The sequence below is a fragment of the uncultured Aquincola sp. genome, assembly GCF_964001545.1.
Taxonomy (GTDB): domain Bacteria; phylum Pseudomonadota; class Gammaproteobacteria; order Burkholderiales; family Burkholderiaceae_C; genus Aquincola.
Genome location: NZ_CAXFDV010000295.1, coordinates 1 through 11,978, shown reverse-complemented (window position 1 = coordinate 11,978; position 11,978 = coordinate 1). Strand labels below are relative to the sequence as shown.

The 11,978-nt window shown below is 70.2% G+C and carries 9 protein-coding genes and 1 pseudogene; 3 read left to right on the top strand and 7 right to left on the bottom strand.

What is annotated here, in order from left to right; genetic code table 11:
* From ABNT58_RS10475 to ABNT58_RS10465, 3 genes and pseudogenes are all read right to left on the bottom strand, one after another.
* Window positions 1-452, bottom strand: a pseudogene (locus ABNT58_RS10475) (hypothetical protein); the annotation flags it as partial.
* Window positions 453-614: 162 nt separating this feature from the next.
* Window positions 615-1,274, bottom strand: coding sequence for a PEP-CTERM sorting domain-containing protein (locus ABNT58_RS10470; protein WP_348753425.1), 660 nt, complete (start codon window positions 1,272-1,274; stop codon window positions 615-617).
* Window positions 1,275-1,330: 56 nt separating this feature from the next.
* Window positions 1,331-2,293 (bottom strand): diguanylate cyclase, encoded by a 963-nt coding sequence (locus ABNT58_RS10465; RefSeq protein WP_348753424.1) that lies wholly within the window; start codon window positions 2,291-2,293, stop codon window positions 1,331-1,333.
* A 216-nt stretch (window positions 2,294-2,509) separates the two neighbouring features.
* Here ABNT58_RS10465 and ABNT58_RS10460 point away from each other — a divergent pair, with 216 nt between their 5' ends.
* Both ABNT58_RS10460 and ABNT58_RS10455 read left to right on the top strand, forming a co-directional pair.
* Window positions 2,510-3,169 carry a CDP-alcohol phosphatidyltransferase family protein gene (locus ABNT58_RS10460; protein ID WP_348753423.1) on the top strand — a complete coding sequence of 220 codons (660 nt, stop codon included), beginning with the start codon at window positions 2,510-2,512 and terminating at the stop codon, window positions 3,167-3,169.
* A gap of 37 nt (window positions 3,170-3,206) precedes the next feature.
* Window positions 3,207-3,818 carry a TetR/AcrR family transcriptional regulator gene (locus ABNT58_RS10455; protein ID WP_348753422.1) on the top strand — a complete coding sequence of 204 codons (612 nt, stop codon included), beginning with the start codon at window positions 3,207-3,209 and terminating at the stop codon, window positions 3,816-3,818.
* A 6-nt stretch (window positions 3,819-3,824) separates the two neighbouring features.
* Here ABNT58_RS10455 and ABNT58_RS10450 read toward each other — a convergent pair whose 3' ends face one another.
* Entirely contained in the window at window positions 3,825-4,349 is a 525-nt protein-coding gene (locus ABNT58_RS10450; protein ID WP_348753421.1) for a VOC family protein, read from the bottom strand.
* A 180-nt stretch (window positions 4,350-4,529) separates the two neighbouring features.
* Here ABNT58_RS10450 and ABNT58_RS10445 point away from each other — a divergent pair, with 180 nt between their 5' ends.
* Window positions 4,530-6,122 carry a carboxypeptidase regulatory-like domain-containing protein gene (locus ABNT58_RS10445; RefSeq protein WP_348753420.1) on the top strand — a complete coding sequence of 531 codons (1,593 nt, stop codon included), beginning with the start codon at window positions 4,530-4,532 and terminating at the stop codon, window positions 6,120-6,122.
* On the opposite strand, the gene ABNT58_RS10440 is transcribed toward ABNT58_RS10445, so the two are convergent.
* The 3 genes from ABNT58_RS10440 to ABNT58_RS10430 all read right to left on the bottom strand — a co-directional run.
* Complete coding sequence (locus ABNT58_RS10440) at window positions 6,115-8,670, bottom strand: 2-oxoglutarate dehydrogenase E1 component (protein WP_348753419.1); 2,556 nt, start codon at window positions 8,668-8,670, stop codon at window positions 6,115-6,117. The two genes, ABNT58_RS10445 and ABNT58_RS10440, sit on opposite strands and share 8 nt — an antisense overlap.
* 24 nt (window positions 8,671-8,694) lie before the next feature.
* Window positions 8,695-10,236: a methyl-accepting chemotaxis protein gene (locus ABNT58_RS10435; RefSeq protein WP_348753418.1), complete on the bottom strand. Its 1,542-nt coding sequence runs from the start codon at window positions 10,234-10,236 to the stop codon at window positions 8,695-8,697.
* Between the two features lie 236 nt (window positions 10,237-10,472).
* A partial coding sequence (locus ABNT58_RS10430; protein WP_348753417.1) for a B12-binding domain-containing radical SAM protein occupies window positions 10,473-11,978 on the bottom strand: 1,506 nt, incomplete at its 5' end.

Below are 11,978 nucleotides of genomic sequence, written 5' to 3'. Positions count from 1 at the left end.
GGTGCGCGCTTGGGCCCCAGCGCGTCGGTGTACATCTTCACCTGACCGAGCACGCCGGGCACCGTGGCGGTGCTGGCCGGGATGCCGTTCTGGTACTCGGTGCCCGCGCCGCCGAAGGCAAAGCTCACTGCGCCCTTCCTGGGCAGGCCCACCGGCGGTGCCAGGAAGGGCTTGATCTCGGCCTGGCGTGAGCGCGACACGCTGCTCCACAGCCGTTCCACCGCCACCGGGCCGTTGGAGAAGCGGCCCGCGTCATAGGTGCGGTTCGGCGAAGCCGAGGGCGGCAGGGGCGGCGCCATGCCTTGCGTGGCGGCCAGCAGGTTGCCGTTGTCCGACAGGCTGTCGCCGAACACCACCATGGAACCGAACTGGGGCAGCGTGGCGTGGCTGCTGGCGGCCAGGCTGAGGCCGAACAGGAACAGGCACGCGCGCAAGGCGGGGCGTAGGGACATGGGTACTCCTCGTGTCATGGATGAAGGAGCGGCCGCGTCCGGCGCGATGGTGCGGGGTACGGCTGACCGCCCGCGTGCGGGTGGGACCGTCACGCGGGGCGATCGTACGGCGCAGCAGCCGCGCAAGGCGCATGCCGAACGCGCCGCACGGCCTCTGGCCGATCAGGCTTGACGGCGCTTGCCGCGGCGTGCCCAGGCCACTGCGCCCAGGCCGGCCAGCATCAGCGCATAGGTGCCCGGCTCGGGCACCAGCGCGGCGGCGGTGGTGGTGAAGCTGGCGTTGTCCGGCGCGAAGTCGGAGATCGCGGCAAAGCCGGTGAAGGCGCCGTCGCGCGGCCACAGGTTCCAGGTGTAGTCCAGCTTGTTGAAACCGTTGGACGGCAGCAGCGCGCCGCTGACGTAGCCGGTGATGGTGTTGCCCGAGACCTTCACCGAGCCCGCCGCGAGGCTGGCGCCGCCGCCGATGTTGCCGGTGCCGTCGGGCCGCAGCAGCACCACCGCATCGAAGCGCACGCCGTCGATGCCGTTGGCCGCGAAGGTGGCCACGCCCTGGCCACGGTTGACGCCCCACACGTAAAAGCCCTTGGGCGTCTGGCCGATGGCGCCGGCCATGGTGCTGCTCAGCTCGAACAGGTCGCGCGCGGCGTCGTACCTGACGGTGGCACTGACCACGTCCAAATCGGTGCTGCTGGCGCTGCCCGCGAAGGTGGGCAGGAAGTCGCCGCTGTTGTCGGTGATGCCGCTGAAGGCCTGGCTGGCCAGGGGCAGCGCCAGAAGGCCGGCAACGCACAGGGCCCGGCCCGCCATGGTGGTATGGATCATCTCGCTCACTCCTGCAATGGTGTTCCGCGGTGCACCGTGCACCCCGGCACCAGGGCTTACGCAGCAGTGGGGCGGAGTATTCCCTCGGGCGCGCGACGCTGGGCGCGCTTGCGCTGGTACATGCGTTCGTCGGCGCAACGGATCAGCTCGTCGGCCGAGGGATAGCAGCGCGGGCCGGCGTCTGCGGCGCCATGGCTGACGCTGATGCCCACCTCCTGGAAGGCGGCCAGCAGGCGGGGCAGGTAGTTGGCTTCCACCTGCGCCGCGGTGCAGTTGGGCAGGATCACCAGGAACTCGTCACCGCCGTAGCGGTAGCAGGTGTCTTCCATGCGCGAGTTGCTGCGCAGCACGCTGCCCACCGCGCGCAGGATCTCGTCGCCGCGCAGGTGGCCCTGCTCGTCGTTGATCAGCTTGAAGTGGTCGACATCCAGGAACAGCACCGTCAGCGGCTCGTGGCGGCGCTGGCCGCCGCTCAAGGCGCGGGTCAAGGTCTGGCGCAGCGTGCTGGGGTTGTTCAGGCCGGTCAGCGGGTCGGTGATCGAGCGGTGCCGCAACTCTTCGATGGCGCGCAGCAGGCTGGTCACCTCGTGGTGGGCGCGCAGCGCCACCAGCACGCCGGCCCACACCGGGGCCGCATCGCGGGCGCCGCGGTCCAGGTAGCCATTGAAGTCGCAGGCCTGCAGTGCCGACAACTTGGGCGCCGCCGGACTCAGGTGGGTGTGCAGCAGCAGGCGCATGCCCTGGTTGTGCAGCCGGTAGCGCACGTGTTCGGCCAGCGCCCGGGCTGCGCCGGGCACCTGCTTGACCGGTGTGATCACGGCCACCGCGATGTCGGTGTGGGCGTGGTCCAGCAGCGTGCGGGCGTCGGCCATGCCGCCCGCGCACAGCACTTCGAGCGGGCGGCCCAGGTAGGTCATCGGCGAAAGGGCTGCTCGAAGGCGCTCATGGCAGGCGGGATCGTCGTCGACGATCAGCACCTTCCACGGCGGCGGGTCGGTCAGATGGGTAGAGAGCGGCATGCGGTGGGCCCCGTTCTTGGAGAGGGTTTGATGTGATTCGAGTGACATCCACTGCCTGCCACCGCTATCACTTCGTCGCTTTGATTCGCAACTTGAGCAACAAATCGATCGATATGCTGGCGTGTTGCGTAGGCGGGCACCGACAGTGCAATACGACCGCGGCGGCTGTTGCCGCAGCCTCTCGTGGTGTCCACTGCCAACACACCGGAGACCGCCATGGCTTTGTCACACACCAAGCAACCGCCTGCCGCGCACGCCACGGGCACGCGGCACTTTTCGATGGTCCGCGACTTCCAGCTGGCCGACTTCTTCACGCTGACCAATGCCGCCTGCGGTGTGGCCTCGGTGCTGCTGGCCATGCGCTTTTTGCTCAGCGGCGACGTGGCCCACTTCTGGTGGGCCGCGGCGATGGCGCCCGCGGCCCTGATGTTCGACGTGCTGGACGGGCGCGTGGCCCGCTGGCGGCAGCAGGCCTCCATCCTCGGGCGCGAGCTGGACTCGCTGGCCGACGTCATCTCCTTCGGCGTGGGCCCGGCCACGCTGGCCTTCGCGGCCGGCCTGCAAGGCGGCTGGGACGCGGTGGCGCTGACCTACTTCGTGTGCTGCGGCGTCAGCCGGCTGGCGCGCTTCAACGTCACCGCCGAAACCCTGTCGGCCGGCGGCGACAAGGTCAAGTACTTCGAGGGCACGCCCATCCCCACCAGCGTGGCGCTCACCGGCGTGCTGGCGCTGGCCATGGGGCAGGGCGCCGTGGGCGATGCGCTGTGGGGCGGCGCCTGGCAGCTGGGCCCGTGGGTGCTGCACCCGCTGGCGCTGCTGTTCGTGCTGTCGGGCACCTTGATGGCCAGCAAGACCCTGCGCATTCCCAAGCTGTGAACGCGGTCGGGCTCAGGGCTTCTATGATCACCGTCATATGAATGCCAAGACCCAGCGTCGCGAGGCCACGCACGAGCGCATCGTGGACACGGCCTCGCGTGCCATCCGCCGCACCGGCTACCAGGGCACCGGCGTCGCCGACCTGATGAAGGAAGCCGGCCTCACGCACGGCGGCTTCTATGCCCACTTCAGCTCGCGCAATGCGATGCTGGCCGAAGCCATCCAGCGCGCGGGCGAGCAAAGCGCCGCCCGCCTGGCCACCAACGCCGCCCGCCGTCGCGCCCGCGGGGCCAGCCCGTTGCGGGCCTTGGTGGAGGTGTACCTGGGCCATGCCCACCTGGCCGAGGCCGAAGAGGGCTGCGCGCTGGCAGCGCTGCTGTCTGAAATGCCGCGCCAGCCCGACGAGGTGCGCGAGGCCTCGGCCGCACGCGTGCAGCGCTTCATCGACAGCGTGCGCGCGGTGCTGCCCGAAGGCGCGCTGCCCGAGCGTGCGGCCGCCGTCGCCGCCACGATGGTGGGCGGGCTGCAGATGGCCCGCGCGCTGGGCGACAACGCGCAGGGCCGCGCGCTGCTGGCCGCCACGCGCCAGGCGCTGCTGGCCGACGACGACAGCGTCACCGCGCCATCGGCCCGCCGCGCAGCGGCATAGCCCGGTTCAAGCGTCCGCGGGGCCGCCGGTGCAGCCTTGCGGCGGCTGCTGCGCGAACATCGCCTGCAGCCGCTCGCGCATCTGCTCGAGCGTCGGGTCTTCGAGGTGGGTGGACAGCATCCACTGGTGGCCGAAGGGGTCGGTGAACTGGCCTGAGCGGTCACCCCAGAACTGGTCGGCCACCGGCATGCCGATGCGCCCGCCCGCGGCCACCGCGGCGGCCATCTGCGCATCCACGTCAGGCACGTACACCACCGCGGTGGTGCTGGTGCCGCCCACGGCCAGCGGGCTCAGCGCGCCGTATTGCGGCCGCTCCTCGCACAGCATGAAGCGGGCGCTGCCGACCGTCATCTCGGCATGCATCACGCTGCCGTCGGGCGCGTCGAGCCGGAACACCAGCTGCGCACCCAGCGCGCGCTGGTAGTAGGTGATGGCGTCGGTGGCGCCACGCACCACCAGGTAAGGAATGGCGCCGTTGCACGGCGGCACCGGGTTGACGGCGGTACGAGGGGCAGAGGTGTGGTCGCTCATGGGGCTCTCCTTGGAACACCCACGACGATCGAGCGCCCGCACTTTCGACAACCGGCCGTTCATGACAGCCACGTCACACGGTGTAATTCGCTCGAAGGGGGGGGACGGCCACCCCCCACCCCCTGCGAAGAATCGACGACGGCCTTCAAGGCCGATGAAGTCAATCAGCAGGAGAAAACCATGAAGTGGATGCGATGGCTGCGACTGTGGGTGCTGTGCGCCCTGGCCGGGGTGGTGTTGGCCGGCTGTTTCGGCGGTGACGGCGGCAGCAGCGACGACGACAGCAGCGGCACGTCGCCCGCGCCCAACCCGCCGGCGGTGCTGGGCACGGTGCAGGGCCGGGTGCAGTCGGCCGCCGACGGCAGCGCAGTGGCCGGCGCCACGGTGGACGTGGCCGGCGTGCGCGCCACCACGGCGGCCGATGGCAGCTTCACGCTGCAGGCGCCGGTGGGTGCGCGCAGCGTGGCGCGGGTGGAAGCACCGGGCTTTGCGCCCACGGTGCGCATCACCGCCGTGCAGGAAGGCCAGGCCAGCGCCTTGACGGCCCAGCTGCTGCCGGTGGCCGCCAGCGCCACGGTGACGGTGGCCGCCGGTGCCGACGTGACGGTGCCCGGCACGCCCGCGCTGGTGCGCCTGCCGGCCGCCGGCCTGGTGCGCAGCGATGGCGGCGCTGCCGCAGCCAGCGTCACCGTGTCGGTGACGCCGATCAACCCGGCGCTGAACGCCGGTCTGATGCCGGGCGACTTCACTGCCGGCAGTGCCGAGGCGCCGCAGATCATCGAAAGCTTCGGCGCGATGCAGATCGACATCCGCGATGCTTCGGGTGCCGCCTACAACCTGGCGCCCAACCGCACCGCGACGCTGCGCATTCCGCTGGCCAGCCGTTCGGCGAACATCCCGGCCACGGTGCCGCTGTTCTACATGGACACCACCACCGGCCGCTGGGTGCAGGAAGGCACGGCCACGCTGCAGGGCAGCGGCGCCGACCGCTACTACGAAGGCACGGTCAGCCACTTCAGCACCTGGAACGCCGACCAGGCGATCGAGACCATCCGCCTGACCGGCTGCGTGCGCGACGCCAACAACCAGCCGGTGGCCGGCGCGCTGGTGTCCAGCGACGGCATCGACTATTCAGGCAGCTCGCGCGCGGCCACCGGGGCCGACGGCAGCTTCATCATCCCGGTCAAGCGGGGTGGCGTGCTCACGCTGGCCGCGCTCACCGGCGACCGCCTGACCAACACGCTGCGCGTGGAAGCGGCCACCACCGCGGCCGATGCGACGCTGCCCAACTGCCTGGTCACGGCCTTCACCACCGCGGGCATCAACATCAAGCTCACCTGGGGCGCCAAGCCGGAAGACGTGGACTCGCACCTGCTGGTGCCCGATGGCGCGCACGTCTACTTCGCTGCACCGGGCGACCTGGTGGCCGCACCCTTCGCCAACCTGGACGTGGACGACACCGACAGCTTCGGCCCCGAGGTGGTGACCATCACGCGGCTGATGCAGGGCACCTACCGCTATGCGGTGCACAACTACTCCGGCACCTTCGACCCCGGCATGACGGGCTCGCCGGTGCGGGTGGAACTGAGCCGCGGCGGCGCGCTCAACGTGTTCACCCCGCCGGCCGGCGAAGGCAGCAACGGCTGGTGGCATGTGTTCGACCTGGTGGTCGATGCCAACTGCGCCGTCACCCTGGTGCCGGTGAACACCTGGTTGGCCGACCAGCCGCCGCCGGCGGCGGTGGCCAACCCGGTGCTCTGCGCCGTCAACTAGTGCCCAGCGCGCGGGCCACCAGCTCACGCTCCTGCTGCCCGTGCAGCAGGTACGAGGAGGTGGCCCCCGCCGCCGTGGCCGGCCGCGCCACGCACTGCAGCGTGGCCCCCGGCGGCAGCTGCGCCGCGATGTCGTCGCGCACGAAGTGCCAGGCGCCCTGGTTCGGCGTTTCTTCCTGGGCCCACACCACGGTGCGGGCCTTCGGGTAGGCCGCCAGCGCGGCGCGCAGCGCCTCGGCCGGGAAGGGGTACAGCGCCTCCAGCCGCAGCAGCGCCACGTCCTCGCGGTGCTGCGCCACGCGGGCGCGGTGCAGCACATGGTGCAGCTTGCCGCTGCACAGCACCACGCGGCGCACGGCCTGCGCATCGGCCCCATGCGCATCGCCCAGCACCGGCTGGAAGTCGCCTTCCAGCAGCTCGGCCACCGGCGTGTGCGAATCGGCATCGGCCAGCATCACGGCCTTGGGCGTCATCACCACCAGCGGCTTGGGCTCTGCGGCCAGGGCCTGCGCCCGCAGCAGTTTGTAGAACTGCCCGGCGGTGCTGGGGTAGGCCACCCGCAGGTTGTCGGCGCCGCACAGCTGCAGGAAGCGGGCAAGGTGGGCGTTGGAATGCTCCGGGCCCACGCCTTCATAGCCGTGGGGCAGCAGCAGGGTCAGCGGGCAGCGGTAGCCCCACTTCTCTTGGCCGGCCGCGATGTACTGATCGATGTAGACCTGCGCGCCGTTGACGAAGTCGCCGAACTGCGCCTCCCACACCGTCAGCGACCGCGGGGCCTGCACGCTGTAGCCGTACTCGAAGCCCAGCACCGCTTCTTCCGACAGCACCGAATTGACGACGTCGAAGCGCGCCGCGCCGCCCAGCTGCCACAGCGGCACGAACTGCGCCGGCTGCTCGGGCTGCGGCTCCTGGTCGTGCCACACCGCATGGCGGTGCATGAAGGTGCCGCGCTGCACGTCCAGGCCCGAGACCCGCACGTCCACACCGGCCTGCAGCAGGCTGGCATAGGCCAGGTTTTCGGCCAGGCACCAGTCCACCAGGCCGTGGCGGCCCTCGGCGCAGCCTTGCCAGTACTGCACCAGCCGCTCGATCACCGGGTGCGGCACGAAGCCCACCGGCCAGTGCGTCATCGACGCAATGGCGGCCTGCATCTCGGTGCGGCCGAAGTGCTGCGGCGCGCGCGTGGCAGCGGGCAGGCTTTGCACCGGCAGGCCGCAGCCTGGCGCTGCATCGGCGGCCGGTTGCGCGTACACGGCCCGGGCGGCCGCGCGGCGCGCCGCGATGCGGGCGGTGATGTCCGCATCGTCATGGCCCTGGGTGGCGGCCAGCGCGGCGCCATACACCTCCACCACCGACGGCTTGCGCGCGGTGAGTGCATAGCCCAGCGGGTGCGTGACCTTGGGCGCGTCATGCTCGGAATGGCCCAGGCGGCGGTAGCCGATCAGGTCGATGACCACGTCGGTGGCAAAGCGCTGGCGGTAGGCCACCGCGATGGCGGCCGCCCGCAGCACCTCTTCGGGCGCATCGGCATTCACGCGCAGCACGGGGGCGTCCACGCCGCGCGTCACATCGGTGCAGTAGCGGGCGCGCTGCGCATCCATCGGGTTGCGTTCGGTGAAGCCCACCTGGTTGTTGATGACCACATGCACCGTGCCGCCGACGGCATAGCCGGGCTTTTGCGTCAGCGCCAGCGTTTCCATCACCACGCCCTGGCCGGCGAAGGCCGCGTCGCCATGCATCACGATGGCCATCGCCGAGCGGCCACGGGCGATGGCGGCGTGGGTCATGCCCATCACCACCGGGTACACGCTCTGCAGGTGCGAAGGGTTGTGCGCCAGGCGCAGCATCACCTCGCCCGCCGGCGTGGCCAGCCGGCGGGCGGCGCCGTGGTGGTAGACCAGGTCGGTGTGGCTGGCGGGGTCGGCCGGCACCGGCTCGAACTGGTCCAGCAGCCGCGCGGCGGGCACGCCCATCAGGTTGACCAGCAGGTTCACGCGGCCACGGTGCGGCATGCCGATGAACACCTCGCCCACGCCGGTGGCGGCGGCGCCGTGCACCAGCGCGTCCATCAGCGGCAGCAGCGCTTCGCAGCCTTCCAGCGAGAAGCGCTTGCCGTCGGGGTAACGCTCGGCCACGTAGTGCTCCCAGGCCTGCGCATCGACCAGGCGGTCGAGCAGCGCGGTGCCGGTGGGCAGCGGCAGCAGGAAGCGGGTTTCCATCTGCTCGTGCAGCCAGCGGCAGCGCGCCTCGTCGCGCACCGCCGAAGCGTCCAGCACCAGGCTGCCGCAGTACGCGGCCTTGAGCAGCGCATCCAGCGCCTGCACCTGGCGGACGCCACGCCAGTGGCCGCCTTCGGGGTGCACCGCGTCGCCGGCCGTCAGGCCGAAGTGCGCGGGCGACAGGCGTTGCGGGCCCAGCGGCCTCGCCTCGCCCAGCGGGTCGAGTGCGGCATGGCGGTAGCCCTGCGCGCGGTGTGCATCGATGAAGGCCTGCACCGCCCGGGTCTGGGCGCGCGCGGGCGCGGTTGCATCGTCGTGCAACGGATTCATGGTGTTCCTCCCTGGGGTCGCGGTTTAAAGGGCAAAGGCGCTCACCACGCCGGTGAGTTGTTGCGCCTGCTCCTTCATCGCGCGCGCCGAGGCGCTGCTTTGCTCCACCATCGCCGCGTTCTGCTGCGTGCTGTCGTCCATCTGCTGCACGGTGCTGCTCACCTGCTCGATGCCGATGCTCTGCTCGCGGCTGGCGGCGCTGATCTCGGCCACGATGTCGCGCACGCGGCCGATGCTGGCCACCACCTCGCTCATCGTGGCGCCGGCCTGTTCCACCATCTTGCTGCCTTCGTCCACCTGGCTCACCGAGGCGTCGATCAGGCCCTTGATCTCCTTGGCGGCCAGCGCGCTGCGCTGGGCCAGGCTGCGCACCTCACCGGCCACCACGGCAAAGCCGCGGCCCTGCTCGCCGGCGCGGGCGGCTTCCACCGCTGCGTTCAGCGCCAGGATGTTGGTCTGGAAGGCGATGCCGTCGATCACGTCGATGATCTCGACGATGCGCTTGGACGAGCTGGCGATGGAGGCCATGGAGCCCACCACGCGCTCGACCACTTCACCGCCCTGCACCGCGATCTGCGAGGCGGACACGGCCGACTTGCTGGCTTCGTCGGCGCTGGCGGCGCTGATCTTCACCGCGGCGGTCAGCTGCTCCATCGCCGAGGCGGTTTCCTGCAGCGCGCTGGCCTGCTGCTCGGTGCGGTTGGACAGGTCATGGTTGCCTTGCGACACCTCGGCCGCGGCGCTGGTGATGGTGTCGGCGCCGCCGCGCACCTGCGAGACGATGGCGTGCAGGCTGTGCACCATGTTCTGCAGCGCCGTCATCAGGCGGCCCACTTCGTCGCGGCTGCTGTGCTCGGTGCGGTAGGTCAGGTTGCCGGCGGCCACGGCTTCGGCCAGGTCGATGGCCTTCTGGATCGGGCGGGTGACCGAACGCGTGATGGCCCAGGCCGTGACGGCGCCCAGCACCACCGCCAGCAGCGAAGCCACCAGCATCTGCAGCTTGGCATCGTGGGCGCTGACCTGCGCCTGCACCACGTCCTCGGCCATGCTGTCGGCCTGGTGCGCCACCATCTTGTCGATCAGCGCATAGTATTTTTTCTGCGGCTCGGGCAGGTCGTTCTGGTAAACGGCCATGGCCTGCTCACGCTGGCCGGCTTTCATCAGCTCAAATACCTTGGCCACCACGGCGCCATATTCCTTGCGGGCCTTGGTCTGCTCTTCGAAAATCGCACGAGTTTCATCAGAGCTGAGCAGCGATTCAAACTTCTTCAGGTTTTCGGCATTGGCCGAACGAATGGCGGCGTAATCATCGAGGTGCTTTTTGAGCTGGGCTTCTTCGGTGGCCAGCAGCACCCGGCCGATGGTGATCACCCCCTTGTCACCCATGGACTTGATCGTGTTGCTGAGCGCGATCTGAGCATAGCGATCACTAACTACGCGGTCCATGGTCTGGGCCGTGCGGCTCAGGCCCGCAGTGCTCAGGGCGACGATGGCCAACAGCAGTGCGAACACCACCGAAAATGCCAGCGCCAGGCGGGTGCCGATCTTCAAATTCGCAAACGACATGACAGACAACTCGCTGTGATGGGGAAGCGACGTGTTTCGGCGGTGGTCCTGCGAAATTAAGCAGTGCCGGCGGTCGGCGCCAGGTCAATTTGCAACAGGCGCAGCACACCCGGCTGCTGTAACAAATTGGCCTGACGCGCCTGGCCAGGCCCGGTAAAAGTGCACAAGGGTTATTGGGGTAAGCCCCGCAAAGCTGTGCTTGGCGGGCGGCGCGGCGGGCACGCCGGCGGGCGGCCTCAGGCGGGCTGCTGCAGCGCCCGCGCGATGCGGTGGCGCGCGACGGTGGGCTTGGGCACCCGCACGTCGAACCAGCTGCGCACGTCGGCTTCCAGGCCGATGCCGTGCATGTAGTTGTAGATGGCCTTCTTCAGCGCCCGGCCCATCGCGTCATGGTCGGTGCCGGTGGGGTCGATGAAGGCCACGTCGTTCTTGGCGAACGTGCCGGGCGGCAGCGGCTGCAGCTGCACGCCGTAGGCCTCGGGGTCTTGCCCCACCGGGCTGTGCACGGTGCAGGCGAAGCGGTGGAAAAAGCCGCTCTGGATGCAGCCCTGCTCGAACAGCTGGCGCACGTATTCCAGCGCGTCCACCGTGTCCTGCACCGTCTGCGTCGGAAAGCCGTACATCAGGTAGGCATGCACCAGGATGCCGGCCTCGCTGAAGGCGCGCGTCACCCGCGCCACCTGCTCCACCGACACGCCCTTTTTCATCAGCTTGAGCAGCCGGTCCGAGGCCACTTCCAGCCCGCCCGAGATCGCCACGCAGCCGCTGGCGGCCAGGGCTTCGCACAGCTCGGGGGTGAAGGTCTTCTCGAAGCGCACGTTGCCCCACCACGAGATGTCCAGCTTGCGGCGCTGCAGCTCGTCGGCCAGGCCCCACAAGGCTTTGGGCGGCGCGGCTTCGTCCACGAAGTGAAAGCCCGTCTGCCCCGTTTCCTGCACGATGGCCTCGATGCGGTCCACCAGCGTCTTGGCGCTGGCCTGCTCATAGCGGGCGATGTAGTCCAGGCTCACGTCGCAGAAGCTGCACTTCTTCCAGTAGCAGCCATGGGCCACCGTCAGCTTGTTCCAGCGGCCGTCGCTCCAGAGCCGGTTCATCGGGTTGAGCATGTCCAGCAGCGACAGGTACTTGTCCAGCGGCAGGCCGTCCCAGGTGGGCGTGCCCACTTCGTCGAAGGGCACCTCGGGCTCGGGCATGTGAAGGTAACGCACCGCGCGGCTGGCCTCGTCGCGCGCGAAGCTGCGCACCAGCCGCTGGCGCGAGCGCCGGCCCTGCAGGTGGTCGATCAGCGCCAGCAGCGGCCGCTCGCCCGCGTCCAGCGTCACATAGTCGACGAAGTCGAACAGGCGCGGCTCGGCCAGCTCGCGCAGCTCGGTGTTGACGAAGCCACCGCCCAGCGCAATGGCCACCTGCGGATGCGCCGCCTTCACCGCCTGCGCGATGCGCAGCGCCGCGTACATGGCGCCCGGAAAGGGCACCGACAGCAGCAACAGGCGCGGCTGGTGGCGCGCCACGGCCTGCAGCGCCAGCGCACACAGGCGTTCATCCACCAGGTTGTGCGGCGCGGCCAGGGCGGCGGCCAGCGGGTCGAAGCTGGGCTGGCTGGCGGCCAGCTGCTCGGCATAGCGCACGAACTCGAAGCGCGGGTCGATGGCGTCGCGCAGCACATCGGCCAGGTCGTTCAGGTACAGCGTGGCCAGGTGGCGGGCACGGTCTTGCAGGCCCAGCGCGCCGAAGGCCCAGGC